The following is a 19,655-nucleotide window of genomic DNA, read 5'->3' on the forward strand; positions in this document are numbered from 1 at the left end:
GTGAGCGTACTTTCCACTTCAGAAGCACAGGCGCTGGGCAAGGTCGGCGTCCTGTTCGGCGGACGTTCGGCAGAGCGCGACGTCTCCATCATGTCCGGCACCGGCGTGCTGAAAGCCCTGCAGAGCCAGGGCGTCGATGCGCACGCGTTCGATCCGGGCACGCAATCGCTGGCGGACCTCGCCGCGCAGAAGTTCGACCGCGTGTTCATCGCGCTGCACGGCCGCTACGGCGAGGACGGCAGCCTGCAGGGCGCGCTCGAGCAGATGGGCATTCCCTATACCGGCAGCGGCGTGATGGCATGCGCGATCGCGATGGACAAAATCTACACCAAGATGATCTGGCTGATGCACGGCCTTCCGACGCCGAAATACGCGACTGTCGCCAGCGGCGCCGACCTGGCGCAGGTGGCGCAGCAGGTCGGCATCCCGATGATCGTCAAGCCGCCGCACGAAGGCTCGACCATCGGCATCACCAAGGTCGCGTCCGACGCGGAAGTGCAGGGCGCGTTCGACACCGCATTCAAGTACGACGACCCGGTGCTGGCCGAGGAATTCGTCACCGGCCGCGAGTTCACCGTCGCCATCCTCGGCAAGGGCAAGGACGCGCGCGCGCTGCCGGTGATCGAGATCGTGGCGCCGGAAGGCAACTACGACTACCAGAACAAGTACTTCACCGACGTGACCCAGTACTTCTGCCCGGCGCAGCTGGATGCGGCCACCACCGCCGAGATGCAGCGCATCGCCGTGGAAGCCTACCGCGCGCTCGATTGCGAAGGCTGGGGCCGCATCGACTTCATGCTGCGCGCAGCGGACAACAAGCCGTTCCTGATCGAGGCGAACACCTCCCCGGGCATGACCAGCCACTCGCTGGTGCCGATGGCCGCGAATGCGGTCGGCATCTCGTACGAAGAGCTGTGCGTGCAGATCGTGCGCTCGGCCAGCCTGAAACTGAAAGCGTAAGGAAGAAGACACCATGTGGCATGACGCACGCACGCTCAACGCAACCGCCAGCGGCATCTTCGCGCTGACGGTGCTCGCGTGCGTCGCGGGCGCCGTGTGGTGGCTGTCGCAGCTGCCGGTGTTCACGCTGCGTACCATCCGTGTCGAAAGCATGGCTGCGGAGCGCGACCTGAAGAACGTGAACTACCTGACCCTGCGCGAGGGCGCGGTGGGCCGCTTCCAGGGAAATTTCTTCACGACGGACCTGGAAAAGGTGCGCACCAGTTTCGAGTCGGTGCCCTGGGTGCGCCGCGCGGCGGTGCGCCGCGAATGGCCGAACCAGCTGATCGTCTCGCTCGAAGAGCACGAGGCGCTCGGCACCTGGGGCGAGGATGGCCGCCTGCTGTCGGTCAAGGGCGATGTGTTCACCGCCAACCTGGCCGAGGCCGACGAAGACCACGCGCTGCCGGCGTTCTCGGGCCCGGCCGGCACCGAAAAGGAAGTGATGGCGCGCTATTCGGACCTGTCGGGATGGTTCAAGCCGCTGGGACTGGCGCTGCAATCGCTGGACCTGTCGAATCGCTACGCATGGACCGTGAAGTTCGATAACGGCATGACCGTGTCGCTGGGCCGCGAGCAGGATTCGAACACCCTGCGCGTGCGCGCGCAGCGCCTGGTCGATGTGTATCCGCGCCTGTCGCAGAGCGTGCCGCACATCGCCAACATCGACATGCGCTACCCGAACGGGCTGACGCTGTCGGCAGCGAACCTGAAGCTGGTCGACTGGGCGAAGGCGCGCAGGGCGATCGAGGCGGCAAAGAAGCAGCAACTCAATAACACAACCACCAAGAACACATAAGTAGGCGACAGCAACATGACAAAAGACGCGAAAAACCTGATCGTCGGCCTCGACATCGGCACCTCCAAAGTGGTTGCCGTGGTGGCGGAAGTGATGGCCGATGGCCGCCACGAAGTCATCGGCCTCGGACAGCACGAGTCGAGGGGGCTGAAGAAGGGCGTTGTCGTCAACATCGAAGCGACGGTCGAATCGATCCAGCGCGCGCTCGAAGAAGCGGAGCTCATGGCCGACTGCAAAATCCGCAACGTGTACGCGGGCATTGCGGGCAGCCATATCCGCAGCTTCAATTCGAGCGGCATGGTGGCCATCAAGGACAAGGAAGTCACCGCGACCGACGTGGCGCGCGTGATCGAGACGGCCAAGGCGGTCAACATCCCGACCGACCAGCAGCTGCTGCACACGGTGCCGCAGGAATTCATCGTCGACAACCAGGAAGACGTGCGCGAGCCGATCGGCATGAGCGGCATCCGCCTGGAAGTGCGCGTCCACATCGTCACCGGCGCGGTGTCGGCGGTCCAGAACATCGTCAAGTGCGTGCGCCGCTGCGGCCTGGAAGTGTCGGACCTGATCCTGCAGCCGATGGCGTCCGCCGACGCTGTCCTGACCGACGACGAGAAGGAACTGGGCGTGGTCCTGATCGACATCGGCGGCGGCACCACCGACATCGCCGTGTTCTCGGACGGCGCGATCCGCCATACCGCCGTGATCCCGATCGCCGGCGACCAGATCACCAACGACATCGCGATGGCGCTGCGCACGCCGACCGGCGAAGCCGAAGAAATCAAGATGCGCTACGGCGTGGCCAAGCAGGTGCTGGCCGATCCGGGCGAGCACCTGGAAGTGCCGGGCCTGGGCGACCGCGGCCCGCGCAACCTGTCGCGCCAGGCGCTGGCCGCCGTGATCGAGCCGCGCGTCGAAGAACTGTTCGCGATGGTGCACCAGGTGGTGCGCGAGTCCGGCTACGAGGGCGTGCTCTCGTCGGGCATCGTGCTGACCGGCGGCACCTCGATCATGCCGGGCATGGTCGAAATGGCGGAAGACATCTTCCTGAAGCCGGCGCGCCTGGGTACGCCGGACTATCGCGGCCAGCTGGCCGACGTGGTGCGCAGCCCCCGCTACGCCACCGTGCTCGGACTGCTGGAAGAGGCGAAGAAACAGTATTTGCGGGGCCACATCGTGACGCGGCAGGATGGCTCGGTAAAGGCGGTGTGGCAGCGTATGAAGGAATGGTTCCTGGGGAATTTTTAAGCGGTACGTGGATTTGAATCGGCAGTAAAAAGAACAGCAGTACAAGCACAACATTTTTGAGACAACCCGCAGTTTTCAACCTCCAGGTTTCATACCTGAGTGTGAGCCCTGGCGCTTGGAAACGGCACTTTGATATTTAGGAGTTCATCATGGAGTTTGATATGGTCGATAACGCAGCACTCGGTACCGTCATCAAGGTCGTCGGCGTCGGTGGAGCCGGTGGCAATGCGGTTCAGCACATGATCAACAAGGGCGTTTCCGGCGTTGAGTTCATTGCAGCGAACACGGACGCGCAGGCGCTGGCCATGTCTTCGGCACACAACGTGATCCAGATCGGCGAGACCGGCCTGGGCGCAGGCATGAAGCCGGAAGTCGGCCGCCAGCTGGCCGAAGAATCGCGTGCACGCATCGAAGACTCGCTGCGCGGCGCGCACATGGTCTTCATCGCGGCCGGCATGGGCGGCGGCACCGGCACCGGCGCTGCCCCGATCGTCGCGGAAGTGGCGAAGGAGCAGGGCGCGCTGACCGTGGCGGTCGTGTCCAAGCCGTTCTCGTACGAAGGCCAGAAGTGCATGGACATCGCCGAGTCGGGGCTGGAAGAGCTGTCGCGCCACGTCGATTCGCTGATCATCATCCTGAACGAGAAGCTGGAAGAGATCTACGAAGACGAATCGATGATCGACTGGATGAAGCACGCCGACGACGTCCTGAACAACGCGGTGGCAGGTATCGCCGAGATCATCAACGTGCCGGGCCACATTAACGTCGACTTCAACGACGTCAAGACCATCATGGGCGAGCAGGGCAAGGCGATGATGGGCACCGCGACCGCGTCGGGCGTGGACCGTGCGCGCATCGCGGCCGAGCAGGCGGTGGCCTCGCCGCTGCTGGACGGCGTCGACCTGTCGGGCGCGCGCGGCGTGCTGGTCAACGTGACCGCAAGCCGTGGCCTGAAGGGCAAGGAGATCAAGGAAGTCATGGCGGCAGTGCGCGCGTTCGCGGCGCCGGACGCGTCGATCGCGCAGGGCATCGCGTACGACGACAACATGGGCGACGAGATCCGCGTGACCGTGGTCGCGACTGGCCTGGGCAAGGCGAAGAAGAACATGCAGCTGGTCCAGCCGCCGATGCCGATGCTGCGCACCGGTACCGACAACCAGCCTGTGATGGCCAACCGCGGCGCAGGCCTGGGCGGCTTCGCATCGGGCGTCGGCCATGCAGAAGGCCTGAAGCAGCCGGCAGTATGGCGCCGTGAGCAGGCATCCGAGCAGGTGCTCGCGATGCAGAAGAACGGCATGGAGACCTACGACATTCCGGCCTTCCTGCGCAAGCAAGCCGACTAAAGCATTCTCCCCGTAGTTTTGGCCGGCAGCGCGTGATGCGCGCGCCGGCTTTTTTTCGCCTGGAGGAAGCGGATAGCCCGAACCGCGCCGATCTGTGCTCATCTTTAGTCTTCTGTACGCATCTTTACGCATCTTGCGGGATCCGGGCCATGCGGAGCCCAATCCGGGCCATCGTGGCCGATCTTGCGCTAACTGAGCGTTTCTGGCCTCATCCTGCAGGAACTCCGCGCATCAGGCATACTGGCGTTTTGTCAATAACACCTGAAGGAGATCCTCCATGACCATCAAGATCGGCGAACGCCTGCCGGAAGGCCAACTGGCCGAGTACATCGAGACCGAAACCGAAGGCTGCACGCTCGGCCCGAACACGTTCAATGTCTCGGACCTGGTCAAGGGCAAGAAGATCGCCATCTTCGGCCTGCCAGGCGCCTACACCCCGACCTGCTCGGCGCAGCACGTGCCAGGCTACGTGGCCAAGGCGGAAGAGCTGAAGGCCAAGGGCATCGACGAAATCTGGTGCATCTCGGTCAACGACGCGTTCGTGATGGGCGCATGGGGCCGCGACCAGAAGGCGACCGGCATCGTGCGCATGATGGCCGACGGTAACGGCGCGTTCAGCAAGGCGCTGGGCCTGGACGCCGACTTCTCCAAGTACGGCATGGGCACGCGTTCGCAGCGCTACTCGATGCTGGTGGAAGACGGCGTGGTCAAGCAGCTCAACGTAGAGCAGGGCGGCGCGTTCGAAGTGTCGAACGCCGAGACGATGCTCAAGCAGCTCGCCTAAGCCCGGTCCGCTGCCGTCATCCCCGCGAACGCGTTCGAAAATGGGGACAGACCCCATTTTCGAAATGGGGTCTGTCCCCATTTTTCATTTACAAGGCACACGTATGACAGCCCGCCGCGCCGACAAAGGCAACCTCTACGCCATCTACGCGATGATGATCGCGGTCGTGATGTTCGCGTTGATGGACACCGTGATGAAGATGCTGGCCGAAACCCTGCCGGCGATCCAGGTCGCGGCACTGCGTTCGCTCGCGTCGCTGCCGCTGGTGTGCCTGTACCTGCTGTGGCGCGGCGCCTTCGGCGGCATCTTCCGCATCCGCTATTCACTGCACCTGCTGCGCGCGGCGGTCGGCATTTCGATGCTGTTCTTCTTTGCCTACGGCCTCAAGTCGCTCTCACTGGCCCAGGCGTACACCATCTTCTTCGTCGCCCCTGCGATGGTGACCGCGCTCTCGGTCCTCATCCTTGGCGAACAGGTTGATGCCCGGCGCTGGATCGCGATTGTCGTGGGACTGGTCGGCGTCGTCATTGCCCTGCGCCCGAGCGGCGAGGGCTTCCTGACCCTGGGCGGCCTGGCCATCCTCGGCTCCGCGCTGGGCTACGCGATCTCCGCGATCGCCGGCCGCATCCTGGCGCGCACCGAACGCAGCGAGCACATGGTGTTCTGGCTGATGTGCATGATGGCGATCGGCGCCACCGCGCTCGCGCTGCCCAGCTGGAAGGCGATCGGCGTGCAGCACGCCTGGCTGCTGGTGGCGCTGGCGGTATCGGGCTTCTTCGGCCAGCTGGCGATTACCGAAGCGTTCAGCCACGGCCACGCATCGGCCGTCGCGCCGTTCGAGTACACCGCGCTGGCCTGGGGCGTCGCCATCGACTTTGCCCTGTGGCAGGTGCTGCCGGACGGGTACACCATGCTCGGCGCCGCGATCATCATCGCCAGCGGCATCTATTTGATCCGCCACGAGAAGGTGCACGCGGAAAGCGAGCATCCCTAGACACCGGGGGCCTGCCTGCGGCCCCCACCCAAGTTCGATATAATCGAACGATGCTTAAACAGAGAACCATCAAACAGCTGGTGCGCACCACCGGCGTCGGCCTGCACTCGGGTACCAAGGTAGAGCTGACGCTGCGCCCTGCGGCGCCGGACAGCGGCATCACCTTCCGCCGCGTCGACCTCGATCCGATCGTTGAATTCCCTGCAAGTGCCGGCATCGTCGGCGAGACGCGCATGGCGTCCGTGCTGGTGAAGGACAAGGCGCGCGTGTCGACCGTCGAGCACCTGATGTCGGCCTGCGCGGGCCTCGGCATTGACAACATGATCATCGACGTCAGCGCCGAAGAAATCCCGATCATGGATGGTTCCGCATCGTCGTTCGTGTTCCTGCTGCAGCAGGCGGGCGTGCAGGAGCAGGCCGCGCCGAAGAAATTCATCCGCGTCCTGAAGGATATCGAAGTGCGCCAGGGCACCGGCAATCACGAGAAGTGGGCGCGCCTGTCACCGCACAACGGCTTCAAGCTCGACTTCTTCATCGAATTCAACCACCCGGCAGTGGACGGCACCATGCAGCGCGCCTCGGTGGACTTTGGCGACATCACCTACGTGCACGATGTGGCGCGCGCGCGCACCTTCGGCTTCATGCAGGACGTGGAAAGCCTGCGCGGCCTCGGCCTGGCGCGCGGCGGCTCGCTCGAGAACGCGATCGTGATGGACGAATACCGCATCCTGAATTCCGACCCGCTGCGCTACGAGGACGAATTCGTGCGCCACAAGATCCTCGATGCGATTGGTGATTTGTACATGGTGGGGCATCCGCTGCTGGCCAGCTATACCGCCCACAAGTCGGGGCACGCGCTGAACAACGACCTGCTGCGCGCGATGCTGGAGCAGCCCGGTTCATACGAGATCGTGTCGTTCGACCGCCTGGAAGACGCCCCGGAATCCTACTCGCGCCAGATGACGCGCGAGTGGTCGTACACCTGATAGCAGTAGGGGCGGTTACGCTTATTTGCCTCGCCGCGCGGCGAGGCGGTTCAGGGCTGCGACCAGGTCCGCATTCGCGCCCGACTGTTCCAGCTCCTGTCCTAGCTGTTTAAAGGCGTCCACCGCCGAATCGGGCATCGAAAGCTGGCGCGGCACGTACTGCGGCGCGATCGGCTGCGTCACCTGCACCTTCAGCCGGATGCTGTTCACCGTCCAGCCGCGCTTTTGCAGCGCCGCCGTCAGGGTCGGCACCTGCTGCTTCAGCCGCGCCGCGACCGCCGCATTCGGCGCCCCCAGCACCAGCACCCCTTCCTCGAACGACAGCACCCCGCAGCTGCCGGCGATCAGCGGCAGCGTCTTGGCGACGTCGGCCTGCAGGCTGGCCATGCGGCTCGCCGCCGGCATCAGGGACGCCAGCCGGTCGTTCGCACGCAGGAAGTGGGTCGCCCCGAAGGAAGTCTGGCGCTTTTTGGTGCCAAAAATATGGAAGGGACGTTGATGTGGATCAGCAGTGTGCATGCGCCGAACGATAGCACAGCTGTGCCTGCCTCTACCATTGTTAACCCGTCAAGGCGCAACGATCCTGCTGAGCAATACTTGCAATCCGTTATATCGTCTCCAATTGAGCTTGCGGTGCGTGATAAAATCACAGCCCTTTGCCACAGTCGGCCGATGATGGTTGTAATTTTGATATCATCAGGCTTTTTAGCAGCGCAATTTATTTAAAACAAAATAGCATGTCATTCCTGACCAAGATTTTCGGTAGCCGCAACCAGCGGCTGCTCAAGCAATATCGAAAAAAAGTTAGCGAGATCAATGCGCTCGAGCCACAGATCGAGAAGCTGACCGACGCCGAGCTGCAGGCAAAAACCCCTGAATTCAAAGAGCGCCTGACCAAGGGCGAAACGCTGGACGACATCCTGGCGGAAGCATTCGCCGTGTGCCGCGAAGCCGCGCGCCGCGTGCTCAAGATGCGCCACTTCGACGTGCAGCTGATCGGCGGCATGGTCCTCCACAGCGGCAAGATCGCCGAGATGGGCACGGGCGAGGGCAAGACGCTGATGGCCACGCTGCCGGCCTACCTGAACGCACTGTCGGGCAATGGCGTGCACGTCATCACCGTCAACGACTACCTGGCGCAGCGCGACGCCGAATGGATGGGCCGCCTGTACGGCTGGCTGGGCCTGACCACCGGCGTCAACCTGTCCCAGATGCCGCACGACGTCAAGCAGCAGGCCTACGCCTCCGACATCACCTACGGCACCAACAACGAATTCGGCTTCGACTACCTGCGCGACAACATGGTCTACGACGCGCGCGAGCGCGTGCAGCGCGGCCTGTCGTTCGCGGTCGTCGACGAAGTGGACTCGATCCTGATCGACGAAGCGCGCACCCCGCTGATCATCTCCGGCCAGGCCGAGAACCACACCGACCTCTATTACAAGATCAACGAAGTGCCGAAGCTGCTGACCCAGCAGATCGGCGAAGTCACCCCGGACGGCAAGGGCAAGATCGAAGTCCCGGGCGACTACACCAAGGACGAGAAGGCGCACACCGTGCTGCTGACCGAGTCCGGCCACGAGCACGCCGAAGAGATCCTGACCAAAATGGGCCTGCTGCCGGAAGGCGCATCGCTGTACGACGCGGCCAACATCTCGCTGATCCACCACCTCTATGCCGCCCTGCGCGCGCATGCGCTGTACCACAAGGACCAGCACTACGTGGTGCAGAACGGCGAAGTGGTCATCGTCGACGAATTCACCGGCCGCCTGATGACCGGCCGCCGCTGGTCCGAAGGCCTGCACCAGGCAGTCGAAGCCAAGGAAGGCGTGAAGATCCAGAACGAGAACCAGACCCTCGCGTCGATCACGTTCCAGAACTACTTCCGCATGTACAGCAAGCTGTCCGGCATGACCGGTACCGCCGACACCGAGGCATATGAATTCCAGGAGATCTACGGCCTCGAAACCGTCGTGATTCCGCCGAACCGTCCTTCGCAGCGCAAGGACCGCCAGGACCAGGTGTACAAGTCGGCCCAGGAAAAATACCAGGCCATGCTGAACGACATCCGCGACTGCTTCGAGCGCGGCCAGCCGGTGCTGGTGGGTACCACCTCGATCGAGAATTCCGAACTGCTGTCCGGGATCCTGAAAAAGGCGGGCCTCGAACACAACGTCCTGAACGCGAAGCAGCACGCCCGCGAAGCGGAAATCATCGCGCAGGCGGGCCGTCCGAAGATGATCACCATCGCGACCAACATGGCCGGCCGCGGTACCGACATCGTCCTGGGCGGTAACGTCGAAAAGCAGATCCAGTTCATCGAAGCGAACGCCGAGCTGTCGGATGCCGACAAGGCGTCCCAGGCACAGAAGCTGCGCGACGAATGGCAGTCGCTGCACGATCACGTGGTCGCGCAAGGCGGCCTGCACATCATCGGCACCGAACGCCACGAATCGCGCCGCGTCGACAACCAGCTGCGTGGCCGTGCCGGCCGCCAGGGCGACCCGGGCTCATCGCGCTTCTACCTGTCGCTGGACGATCCGCTCCTGCGCATCTTCGCCGGCGACCGCGTGCGCGCGATCATGGAACGCCTGAAGATGCCGGAAGGCGAACCGATCGAAGCGGGCATCGTCACGCGTTCGATCGAATCGGCGCAGCGCAAGGTCGAGGCCCGCAACTTCGACATCCGCAAGCAGCTGCTCGAATACGACGACGTCGCCAACGACCAGCGCAAGGTGATCTACACCCAGCGTAACGAACTGCTCGAGGCGACCGACATCTCCGAGATGATCGCATCGCTGCGCCATGGCGTGTTCACCGACGTGGTGCGCAGCTTCGTGCCGGCCGAATCGGTGGAAGAGCAGTGGGACATCAAGGGCCTGGAGCAGGCGCTGCTGAACGACTGGAGCCTGCCGGTCAACCTCGCGCTCGAGCTGGAGAAGGACCACAGCCTGAACGACGACGACATCCTCGAGAAAGTGCTGGAAGCTGCCGACGCGTCGTACAACGCCAAGGTCACCCTGGTCGGCAAGGAATCGTTCGGCGGCTTCGAGCGCAACGTCATGCTGCAAAGCGTGGACACCCACTGGCGCGAACACCTCGCGGCGCTGGACCACCTGCGCCAGGGCATCCACCTGCGCGGCTACGCGCAGAAGAACCCGAAGCAGGAATACAAGCGCGAAGCGTTCGAACTGTTCGCCCAGATGCTCGACATGATCAAGAACGAAGTGATCCGCACCATCATGACCGTGCGTATCCAGACCCGTGAGGAGATCGAGCAGGCGGAAGCGGCAATGCACGCGCCGGCAGTCGAAAACATCAACTACCAGCACGCCGACTTCAATCCAGAAGCCGCGCCGGAAGACCTGCTGGCGCCGACCGCCGCGCCTGCGGGCATGGCTGCCGAGGAACTGCCGTTCGGCTACAAGGTCGGTCGCAACGACCCATGCCCTTGCGGCAGCGGCAAGAAGTTCAAGCAGTGCCACGGCAAGCTGTCGTAATCGCTGCGTAGCGCAAACAAGAAGGGCAGACCGTTGGTCTGCCCTTTTTTATTGGTGAGCGCTCCTCTTTGGCATGCACTACGCCTGCGCGGATTAAAGATCGGGGGACGGTCCCCTGGTGGGGACGGTCTCCGTCCCATGTGCCGCTTCCAGCTCATCGCAAAAGCGCTCGATCTGCGCCTCCGCCCATGCGCTGCCTATCCCGAAGCTGGACAAGGAGCGTCCGAACACCATCCGGCTGATCGCCCGGAACAGGTACTCCATCTCGTTAAAGAAGAAGAACTCGTGGAAGCCGCTCGACACCGCCAGGCTGCCCGCGTGCCGCGCTTCGCGCGCCGCGATGCGATGGCGGATCGGCGTGAACAGCATCTGCATCTCGAACACATCCAGCGGCGGACCGCAGAAGGTCGCGAACGACGCGACCGGCTTTCCCGCCAGGCCTTGAACGGTGTTCAGGTAGCGCGCCACCGGATACGCGATGTACAGCCACTTGGGGCCGCCCACGCACACGGCATCGAAGCCTGACGCATCCGGCCACGCCAGCGGCGCCAGCGCCTGTTCGGGCTGCGGGTAGCGCTTGAACCACCAGTTGCGGAATGGTGGAGCCCACAGGATCAGCGGCAGCAGCGGAATTGCTGGCCACAGGGGCGGCACCAGGCGCCAGCGGCTGGGCCGCTCGTGGGGCGTGATGGCTTCGAACGCCAGCTCGTGGCCGCGTGCGGCCAGCCGGTCGGACAGGACCGCGGCCAGGCGCGCGGTGTGGCCGGTGCGGGAAAAGCAGGCGATGAGTATCTTCATGCGGTCGAGTGTCTTGGCTGGCGAGGGCACGCGCATGATACATTGGAAGACTACTAATTCATCTGGAATATCTACTATGCGTATGCAGGTCCTGGCGCTCCTTGTCGCCGCGTGCTCTCTGAATGCCTCCGCCGGCACCGCGCAAGCCGATGCAAAGCCGATCGGCGCCGCGCCGATCCAGTGCGGGGCAGGTGAGCGGAAGCTGAGCCAGGAAGGCTATGTACGCATCGGCGGCATCGAACAATGGGTCGTGGTGCGCGGCGAAGACTGCGCCAACCCGGTGATCCTGTGGGTGCACGGCGGACCTGGCAACCCGTCCACGCCTTTCAGCAATTCGCCATACCGCGCCTGGGAAAAGGAGTTCACCATCGTCCAGTGGGACCAGCGCGGGGCGGGCCGGACCTATGCGCGCAACCCGGTCGATCCGGAGACGACCGCGCAGCTGCTGACCATCGAAGGCATGGCCAACGACGGCGCCGAAGTCGCACAGTGGGCAGCGAACTACCTGAACAAGAAGAAGCTCATCCTGGTCGGCGGCTCGTGGGGCTCGGCGCTCGGCGTGCACATCGCGAAGACGCGGCCGGACCTGTTCGCGGCCTACCTGGGCACCGGCCAACTGGTCAAGCGCAGCGAGAATGACGCGTGGAGCTACCGCAAGACGCTTGGCCTGGCGCGTGCGGCAGGTGACCAGAAGACGGTGTCCATGCTCGAGGGACTGGGCGAGCCGCCGTGGACCAACCCGCGCGCGCCGGGCATGCTGCGCCGTGCCACCCGCATGTATGAGGCGAAGGCCACCACGCCGGCTCCAGCCACCTGGTTCGAGCATGGCGGGGCGTACGCCACCAGGCAGGCGCAGGCCGACTACACCAATGGCGAGGATTTCTCGTGGCTGCAGTTCGTCGGCATCAAGGGCAACGGCATGCAGGCCACGCTGGACATCAACAAGCTTGGTCACGACTTCCCGATGCCCGTGTTCCTCGTGCAGGGCGCCGAAGACCTGGTGACGGTGCCGGAAGTGGCGCGCACGTACTTCGACGCGATCAAGGCGCCGCAGAAGGAATTCTTCCTGGTGCCGATGGTGGGGCACGATCCGAACCCGCCGATGGTCGATGCGCAGTACCGCATCCTCAAGTCGCGCATCCTGTCCCTGGTGAAGTAAGCGCCGCGGAGGCCCGGGTCCGCCGGGACGACGGAAAGGAAAAGGGCAGGCCTTGCGGCCTGCCCTTTCCCTGTGCGCCAGGAGACGCGAGCGCCTTATTTCGCGGCGACCGTCATTTCGCGCGGCGGATGCGCCGCCGCTTGCGCAGGCGCCTTGTCCTGCTGTCGCGGCGCCGGCAGGTTGACCGGCTTGCCGTTGGCAGTCAGCTTCCCGTTGCGCAGCACGATCGTGGAGACCAGGTGGTCCTTCTCCAGCGCGGCAAAGCCCGATCCGACCGCCTTGCCGATCAGCGCGTCGCGCACGTTATTGGCCGCCTCGGCTAGCGCGGCCTCGTCGACCGGCTCGCCCGGCTTCTTCCTGGCCAGGTCCGCGCTGGCGATGGAGCGCGCGATCTCCGTCATCATCGCGACAGGGATGCGCAGCGTGAACTTGCCGTTCAGGTGCTTGAGGATCTCCATCCTGGACGCCGCGGAGACATTTTTCATCGGGATGAAGGTCAGCTGGCCCTTCAGCGTCGCCGTCTGTCCCTTGTACGTCATGCCCAGGCGATCGATGTGCATCGCGCCGCCGGCTGCAGCGAAGCGGGGCGCAAGGCGCTTGAATTCCTTGAGCGTCTCCTGCATCTTCAGCTTTGGATCCTCGATGCTGTCGAGGCGAACCTGTGCGTCCAGCAATGCTGCCATGGCGCTGGCAGGCAGGCCGAGGATGCGGCCGGCCAGGTCATACGATCCGGCCTCCTCGCCACCCACCTTGATCGACTTCGTCTCCAGCGCATAACGGATGTCGATCAGCTTGCCCCGTTCCGACATCGTGAAGGCGCCACTGGTGTCGTCCATCGCGAACGACGCAGGTCCGGTCACCGATAGCGACTTGAGGCCGAAATCCATCGCGCCGAACCATATGCTCTCCACTCCGCGCCGCATCCGGGCCGTTCCGCTCATGCCGGACAGCAGGAGGGTCATGTCCTTGTCGGCGACTTTCATGAACGGCCATGTTGCGTCCGCGGTATATCGCTTGCCCGCCGGGTCGGTGCGGATGGTGCCGGTGAACGGCGCCCACGACATCACGCCGCCGTCTGCCATCGTGTACTCCAGCGCCTGGAGCGACATGTCGTAGGTCAGCTGCGTAGTCGTGGTGGCGGTGCGCTTCACCACCACCGGCTGGTCAGTGCCGAACAGCTTCATGAGCTTTTCGCTGCTGCGCGGCGTCACGCGAAAGCTTGCGAAATCGTCCAGCGACTTGACCATGTTGCCGCGCCACGGGAAGGCGCGGTTCAATTCGGAGGTAAGCGCCTGGAGCGCCTCGTCGAGCACCGTGTCCTTGGGGGCGGGCGCTGGCGCGGCCGCGATGGCAGGAGGAGGGGTGGCCGGTGCCGGCGCCGGCGCCGGTTCTGCGAGCGCATGGGTCGCAAACAGCAGCGCCGCTGCTGCGGTGGCGCGCAAGGTAAAGGTCTTGGACATGACAGGAAGTTATACGTGACAGAAGAGATAGCATTGTCGCCTGCCAATGACCAAAAGTCACCAAAAAATGGTCGACGATTTGACGCATCCGGGGGCTCCTGCGGCGGCACGCCCGTCCTCTATGGCGGTACAATAGCGGCTTCCCGGATCAACATAAGAATTCGCCATGGCCGTCAACTTCCCACAGATTGTCCCCGCCGACCTGAAACCAGTCGCCGGTATCGAACTCGGATATGCCGAAGGCGGCATCAAAAAGCCAAACCGCAAGGATGTCCTGGTCATGAAGCTGGCCCAGACGGCCACCGTGGCGGGGGTCTTCACCAAGAACCGCTTCTGCGCAGCGCCGGTCCAGATCAGCAAATCCAATTTGGCCTCGGGCGCCCACATCCGCGCGCTGTTGGTCAACACCGGCAATGCCAACGCCGGCACCGGCGAGCAGGGCCTCGCGCGCGCCCAGGAATCGTGCGCCGCGCTGGCCGGCCTGCTCGACTGCGCGCCGGAACAGATCCTGCCGTTTTCGACGGGCGTGATCCTCGAGCCGCTGCCGGTCGATAAGATCGTCGCCGCGCTGCCGGCCGCGATCGCCGACCTCAAGGCCGACAACTGGTTCAACGCCGCCGAAGCGATCATGACTACCGACACGCTGCCGAAGGCCGCGTCGCGCACCGTCACCATCGGCGGGCATGCCGTGACCATGACCGGCATCAGCAAGGGCGCCGGCATGATCAAGCCGAACATGGCGACCATGCTGGGCTACCTCGCGTTCGACGCCAAGGTCGCGCAGCCAGTGCTCGAGCAGATCGTGCGCCATGCCGCCGACCATTCGTTCAATGCCATCACCATCGACGGCGACACCTCGACCAACGACTCGTTCATGCTGATCGCCACCGGCGCCGGCGCGCTGGAAGTCACCTCCACCGACACGCAGGAATACATCGAACTGCGCGACGCCGTGACCGACCTGTCGCGCCACCTCGCCCAGCTGATCATCCGCGACGGCGAAGGCGCCACCAAGTTCATGACCATCACGGTGGAAGAGGGCGCGACGGTCGAGGAATGCCGCAAGGTCGCGTATGCGATCGCGCACTCGCCGCTGGTCAAGACCGCGTTCTTCGCGTCCGACCCGAACCTGGGCCGCATCCTGGCCGCGGTCGGCTACGCCGGCATCGACGACCTCGATGTCAGCAAGATCAACCTGTACCTGGACGACGTATGGGTGGCCAAGCATGGCGGCCGCAATCCCGAGTACCAGGAAGCGGATGGCCAGCGCGTAATGCAGCAGAGCGAAATCACCGTGCGCGTGGTACTGGCGCGCGGCGACCAGAGCGCCACCGTGTGGACCTGCGACCTGTCGCACGACTACGTCTCCATCAACGCCGACTACCGTTCCTGATTCGATCGCAGTACCGATGAAGTATTCGATGTCATTTCCGCCAACGGGCAGGCCAGCGCATGGCTGAACAGGCCGCACGTCCCATCGACGTCGCAGTCGGCATCCTGGTCAACGCGCACGGCGACATCCTGCTCGGCCAGCGGCCGGCGGGCAAGCCGTACGCCGGCTACTGGGAATTCCCGGGCGGTAAAGTCGAACAGGGCGAATCGATCGAACACGCGCTCAAGCGCGAGTTCCTCGAAGAGCTGGGCGTCGACATCATCAGCGCCACCGAATGGTGCGGCATCGAGCACGTGTACGAACACGCGCACGTGCGGCTGCACTTCTTCATCAGCCACGACTGGCGTGGCGAACCGCAAAGCCTGGAAGGGCAGGCCTTTGCGTGGCAGGGCGCGGTGGAGGTCGAACCGCTGCTGCCGGCCACCATCCCATTACTAGAATGGCTCGACGTAAGACGGGCCGAAGCCGCACACCAAAACACCTGAAGGACAGCTGTGAAGATCATCGTACTAGGCAGTGGCGTCATTGGCACCACCACCGCATACTACCTGGCCAAAGCCGGGCATGAAGTCACCGTCATCGACCGCCAGCCGGGCGCCGGCCTCGAGACCAGTTTCGCCAACGCCGGCGAAATCTCCCCCGGCTATGCGTCGCCGTGGGCCGGCCCGGGCGTGCCGGCGAAAGCCGTCAAATGGCTGCTCATGAAGCATAGCCCGCTGGTCGTGCGCCCGCAGCTCGACCCGGCGCAGTGGCGCTGGATGCTGCAGATGCTCGCCAACTGCAACCTCGCCAGCTACCAGCGCAACAAGGGGCGCATGGTGCGGCTGGCCGAATATTCGCGCGACTGCCTGATCCAGCTGCGCGCCGACACCGGCATCCAGTACGACGAGCGCACCCAGGGCACGCTGCAGGTGTTCCGCACCCAGGCGCAGCTCGACGGCGCGCAGGGCGACATCGACGTCCTGAAGGAATACGGCGTCCCGTACGAAGTGCTCGATCCGGCCGGTTGCGTCGGCGCCGAGCCTGCGCTGGCGCGCGTGCGCGACAAGATCGTCGGCGGCCTGCGCCTGCCGGGCGACGAGACCGGCGACTGCTTCAAGTTCACCCAGAATCTCGCGAAGATGGCTGAAGGCCTGGGCGTCACCTTCAAGCAGAACGTCCGGATCGAACGCCTCGCGTACGAGGGCGACCGCATCACCGGCGTCGTCACCAGCGAAGGCCAGCTGAGCGCCGACAGCTACGTGCTGGCGCTGGGCAGCTACTCCCCGCTGATGCTGCGCGACCTGGGCATCAAGATTCCCGTGTATCCGGTCAAGGGCTACTCCATCACCGTGCCGATCGTCGACGCCTCGGGCGCGCCCGAATCGACCGTCATGGACGAGACCTACAAAGTCGCGATCACCCGCCTGGGCGACCGCATCCGCGTGGGCGGCACCGCCGAACTGTCCGGCTACGACCTCACCCTGCGCGAAGCGCGCCGCGACACCTTGGTGCACTCCGTCACCGACATGTTCCCGGGTGGCGGCGACGTCACGCGCGCCGAATTCTGGTGCGGCCTCCGCCCGATGACCCCGGACGGCACGCCCGTCGTGGGGCCGACCCCGTACCGCAACCTGCACCTGAACACCGGCCACGGCACACTTGGCTGGACGATGGCGTGCGGCTCCGCGCAGATGCTGTCCGACCTCATCTGCGGACGCCAGCCCGCGATCAGCCTCGAAGGGCTGTTCATGGACCGCTACAGCGCCAACCGCCGTCCGCTCCACATCCCCGCCGGCATCACCCCGTAACCACCCCCGGGGTCAGGCACTCCCCACGGGCGGTGCCTGACCCCGGTATCGTTTTCCGCTACCTAGGGTTTTGCGCCGTCAATGATCTCGGTGTGGTCCGCCTGCAGCTTCTCCACAGGGGTTCCGTCATCCGATAGCGTGAACGCGAGCCACGACGGGCGCTCGTCCAGCCCGATGTGCGCCCGGTAGCTGCTCCATTTCCACTCGTGCGGATCCTGGACCAGCCTGGCCCGTACCGGATTGAGTTCGACGTAGCGGCAGACTTCGGTCATGTAGGGCTGCACCTGAACCAGGCTGGCGAAAAAGCGGCCCTGGAACACGTGTCCGCACGTGCTGTGACGCTTGTTATAGCGCTGGGTGTACACCCCGTTGATGAACTGCATGGCGGCGGAAAGGTTGGCGAGCCGCGTCTGCAGGATCAAGTGGTAGTGGTTCCCCATCAGGCAGTAGGCGAGAAACAGCAGGTCGTACTTCGCCGCCGCTTTGCCCAGCAATTCGAGAAACACATACCTGTCATCGTCCTCTTCGAAGATCGGCTCCTGCCGGTCTCCGCGCGAGCAGACGTGGTACAGCGCGCCCTCATATTGAATGCGTGGTTTGCGAGCCATGGCAACTCCTCAGTCGTAGTGATTGATGAGTTGGACCGCGGCCGTCACCGTCGGTTCCGCTAACAACCTCGGGGTCAGGCACCTCCTGAGGGGCAGGCCTGACCCCGGGGTTGAGCTAGATCAAACGGGGTTACTCGAGGTCGGGGTCGAGCGGCTCTTCGGGGGCTTTGCCGGGGATGACGTACTTTTCTTCGGCCCAGGCGCCCAGGTCGATTTGCTTGCAGCGCTCGGAGCAGAAGGGACGGAATTTGTTGGCCTCGGTCCATTCGACTTTGGCGCCGCAGGTCGGGCAGTTGACAGTGGCCATGCTAGAAATTACAGAGGGTCAGCTCGAACGGGATGTCTTCTTCCAGCGGCTTCGGTTTGAGGTCGCCGCCTTGGGTGGTGAAGCGTACCCAGAGCATGTATTTGTTGGCCGAGATTTCGGGAATGGCGCCCAGCGATTCGTCCAGCGACAGGCGCAGCATCTGGTACACCTTCCCCTGCAGCATTTGCTGGTAGGAGCCGGCGATGGCGATCAGCTTGACCGGCCCGCCACTGTCGCGCAGCAGGCGCAGCACGAGGCTGAGCGCTTCGAACAGCGGCGAGAGCGGCGCGAACCAGCCCATGATGTCGTTGTGGCGTTGCGCGGCGCTGCGCCGCTGCCACGCGTGATATGACGGGAGGTCGAATTCGCAGGCGCCGCCAGGGATGATGGTGCGCCCCCGGATGCTCATCAGCCATTCGTTGTCGCGCACGTTCTGGCCGGTCTTGCCCTGGGCGGCGACGAGGTTGGCGCTCACCTGCTCCAGTTCGCGCAGCACGGCGTCGAGCATGTCGGAGGCGACGTTCGGGTTGCTGCGGTAGGACAGCAGGCTTTGCTTCTGGCGCTCCAGTTCCTGCAGGAGGTCGGATTTGAGGTCGGCCCGCCCGGCCACTTCGAGCATGTCGAAGATGGTCGACAGGGCGACGTGGTGCTGCATCGGATGTTCTTGATTGACGAAGAACTTGAACTTGTCGTACAGGTCTTCCAGCCGCAACAACGTGCGAATCCGCTCGTTGAAAGGGTATTCGTAGACGATCAAGGTGACATCCCTTTAAATGGTGGCCAGACTACAACTACGTGATTTTCCACCAAGTGTCGGAAAATTACAAACGCTCGATGGGCCCAGCGGCCAATTTCGCTGCAAATGCGAGATATTGTTGGTGCAGCCGCTCCACTTGCGGCCCCAGGTCGTCGATGCTGCCGCTGTTGTCGACGATGTCGTCGGCCGCCGCCTGCCGCGCCTCGCGGGTGGCCTGGTTGGCCATGATGGCGCGCACCTGCTGCTCGGACAGGCCGTTGCGGGCCATGACGCGCTGTACCTGCAGCGCTTCCGGGCAGTCCACCACCAGCACCCGCGCGACACGCTCGCGCCAGCCGCCCGCTTCGACCAGCAGCGGCACGGCGAAGATGGTGTACGCGCCTTGCGCCACCACGGCGGCGGCATTCGCGGCTTCTCGGATCATCGGATGCAGGATGGCTTCGAGGCGCCGTTTGGCGCCGGCATCGGTAAATACAAGTTCGCGCATGCGCGCACGGTCCATCGAGCCGTCCGCGGCGATGTAGGCGCGGCCGAATTCGGCTTCGATGCGGTGCATGGCCGGCCCGTGCGGTGCGGTCATGGCATGCGCGATGGCGTCGGTGTCGACCACGGTGGCCCCGCGCGCGGCGAACATGTCCGCCACCAGCGATTTGCCGCTGCCGATGCCGCCGGTGAGGCCGACCGTGAATGCGGTGGTGTGCGGAGCGCTCATGGCAGTGGCCAGCGCGCG

General features: G+C 64.3%; 19 protein-coding genes. 12 read left to right on the forward strand and 7 right to left on the reverse strand.

The genetic code is table 11. The features are described 5' to 3' along the window. The 7 genes from ACFSQR_RS14020 (at nucleotide 1) to lpxC (ending at nucleotide 7,153) form a co-directional block, all read left to right on the forward strand. A complete protein-coding gene (locus ACFSQR_RS14020) occupies nucleotides 1-960 on the forward strand; it encodes a D-alanine--D-alanine ligase (protein WP_377730509.1) in 960 nt (319 codons plus the stop codon). 13 nt (nucleotides 961-973) lie between these two features. After that, nucleotides 974-1,798 carry a cell division protein FtsQ/DivIB gene (locus ACFSQR_RS14025; RefSeq protein WP_377730510.1) on the forward strand — a complete coding sequence of 275 codons (825 nt, stop codon included), beginning with the start codon at nucleotides 974-976 and terminating at the stop codon, nucleotides 1,796-1,798. 15 nt (nucleotides 1,799-1,813) lie between these two features. Continuing rightward, nucleotides 1,814-3,046: a cell division protein FtsA gene (gene ftsA, locus ACFSQR_RS14030; RefSeq protein ID WP_377730511.1), complete on the forward strand. Its 1,233-nt coding sequence runs from the start codon at nucleotides 1,814-1,816 to the stop codon at nucleotides 3,044-3,046. A 149-nt stretch (nucleotides 3,047-3,195) separates the two neighbouring features. Continuing rightward, on the forward strand, nucleotides 3,196-4,389 hold the full coding sequence (gene ftsZ / locus ACFSQR_RS14035; RefSeq protein ID WP_377730512.1) for a cell division protein FtsZ: 1,194 nt from the start codon (nucleotides 3,196-3,198) through the stop codon (nucleotides 4,387-4,389). A gap of 277 nt (nucleotides 4,390-4,666) precedes the next feature. Beyond that, on the forward strand, nucleotides 4,667-5,173 hold the full coding sequence (locus ACFSQR_RS14040) for a peroxiredoxin (protein WP_377730514.1): 507 nt from the start codon (nucleotides 4,667-4,669) through the stop codon (nucleotides 5,171-5,173). Nucleotides 5,174-5,276: 103 nt separating this feature from the next. Continuing rightward, nucleotides 5,277-6,167 carry a DMT family transporter gene (locus ACFSQR_RS14045; protein ID WP_377730515.1) on the forward strand — a complete coding sequence of 297 codons (891 nt, stop codon included), beginning with the start codon at nucleotides 5,277-5,279 and terminating at the stop codon, nucleotides 6,165-6,167. Nucleotides 6,168-6,217: 50 nt separating this feature from the next. Further along, entirely contained in the window at nucleotides 6,218-7,153 is a 936-nt protein-coding gene (gene lpxC / locus ACFSQR_RS14050; protein ID WP_377730517.1) for a UDP-3-O-acyl-N-acetylglucosamine deacetylase, read from the forward strand. Between the two features lie 21 nt (nucleotides 7,154-7,174). On the opposite strand, the gene ACFSQR_RS14055 is transcribed toward lpxC, so the two are convergent. Then, nucleotides 7,175-7,672, reverse strand: coding sequence for a DciA family protein (locus ACFSQR_RS14055; protein ID WP_377730518.1), 498 nt, complete (start codon nucleotides 7,670-7,672; stop codon nucleotides 7,175-7,177). A 218-nt stretch (nucleotides 7,673-7,890) separates the two neighbouring features. Here ACFSQR_RS14055 and secA point away from each other — a divergent pair, with 218 nt between their 5' ends. Beyond that, nucleotides 7,891-10,653 carry a preprotein translocase subunit SecA gene (gene secA / locus ACFSQR_RS14060; RefSeq protein ID WP_377730519.1) on the forward strand — a complete coding sequence of 921 codons (2,763 nt, stop codon included), beginning with the start codon at nucleotides 7,891-7,893 and terminating at the stop codon, nucleotides 10,651-10,653. 93 nt (nucleotides 10,654-10,746) lie between these two features. Here secA and ACFSQR_RS14065 read toward each other — a convergent pair whose 3' ends face one another. Next, complete coding sequence (locus ACFSQR_RS14065; RefSeq protein WP_377730520.1) at nucleotides 10,747-11,451, reverse strand: hypothetical protein; 705 nt, start codon at nucleotides 11,449-11,451, stop codon at nucleotides 10,747-10,749. 76 nt (nucleotides 11,452-11,527) lie between these two features. On the opposite strand from ACFSQR_RS14065, the gene ACFSQR_RS14070 reads away from it, so the two are divergent. Then, on the forward strand, nucleotides 11,528-12,610 hold the full coding sequence (locus tag ACFSQR_RS14070; protein ID WP_377730521.1) for an alpha/beta hydrolase: 1,083 nt from the start codon (nucleotides 11,528-11,530) through the stop codon (nucleotides 12,608-12,610). 95 nt (nucleotides 12,611-12,705) lie between these two features. On the opposite strand, the gene ACFSQR_RS14075 is transcribed toward ACFSQR_RS14070, so the two are convergent. Then, nucleotides 12,706-14,070 carry a DUF945 family protein gene (locus ACFSQR_RS14075; protein ID WP_377730522.1) on the reverse strand — a complete coding sequence of 455 codons (1,365 nt, stop codon included), beginning with the start codon at nucleotides 14,068-14,070 and terminating at the stop codon, nucleotides 12,706-12,708. Nucleotides 14,071-14,236: 166 nt separating this feature from the next. Here ACFSQR_RS14075 and argJ point away from each other — a divergent pair, with 166 nt between their 5' ends. From argJ to ACFSQR_RS14090, 3 genes are read left to right on the forward strand one after another with little or no spacing between them, the layout of a single operon-like run. Further along, on the forward strand, nucleotides 14,237-15,463 hold the full coding sequence (gene argJ, locus ACFSQR_RS14080) for a bifunctional glutamate N-acetyltransferase/amino-acid acetyltransferase ArgJ (RefSeq protein ID WP_377730523.1): 1,227 nt from the start codon (nucleotides 14,237-14,239) through the stop codon (nucleotides 15,461-15,463). A gap of 59 nt (nucleotides 15,464-15,522) precedes the next feature. Further along, nucleotides 15,523-15,948, forward strand: a complete 426-nt coding sequence (locus ACFSQR_RS14085; RefSeq protein ID WP_377730524.1) for an NUDIX domain-containing protein — start codon at nucleotides 15,523-15,525, stop codon at nucleotides 15,946-15,948. Nucleotides 15,949-15,957: 9 nt separating this feature from the next. After that, on the forward strand, nucleotides 15,958-17,253 hold the full coding sequence (locus ACFSQR_RS14090) for a D-amino acid dehydrogenase (protein ID WP_377730525.1): 1,296 nt from the start codon (nucleotides 15,958-15,960) through the stop codon (nucleotides 17,251-17,253). Between the two features lie 62 nt (nucleotides 17,254-17,315). Here ACFSQR_RS14090 and ACFSQR_RS14095 read toward each other — a convergent pair whose 3' ends face one another. The 4 genes from ACFSQR_RS14095 to coaE form a co-directional block, all read right to left on the reverse strand. Further along, nucleotides 17,316-17,861 carry a transposase gene (locus ACFSQR_RS14095; RefSeq protein WP_377730526.1) on the reverse strand — a complete coding sequence of 182 codons (546 nt, stop codon included), beginning with the start codon at nucleotides 17,859-17,861 and terminating at the stop codon, nucleotides 17,316-17,318. A 130-nt stretch (nucleotides 17,862-17,991) separates the two neighbouring features. Beyond that, nucleotides 17,992-18,168 (reverse strand): DNA gyrase inhibitor YacG, encoded by a 177-nt coding sequence (gene yacG / locus ACFSQR_RS14100; protein ID WP_377730528.1) that lies wholly within the window; start codon nucleotides 18,166-18,168, stop codon nucleotides 17,992-17,994. Nucleotide 18,169: 1 nt separating this feature from the next. After that, a complete protein-coding gene (gene zapD, locus ACFSQR_RS14105; RefSeq protein ID WP_377730529.1) occupies nucleotides 18,170-18,925 on the reverse strand; it encodes a cell division protein ZapD in 756 nt (251 codons plus the stop codon). Nucleotides 18,926-18,989: 64 nt separating this feature from the next. Beyond that, entirely contained in the window at nucleotides 18,990-19,637 is a 648-nt protein-coding gene (gene coaE, locus ACFSQR_RS14110; protein ID WP_377730530.1) for a dephospho-CoA kinase, read from the reverse strand. Nucleotides 19,638-19,655: the final 18 nt, after the last annotated feature.

This window comes from Pseudoduganella sp. GCM10020061 (assembly GCF_042683405.1).
Classification (GTDB): domain Bacteria; phylum Pseudomonadota; class Gammaproteobacteria; order Burkholderiales; family Burkholderiaceae_D; genus Telluria.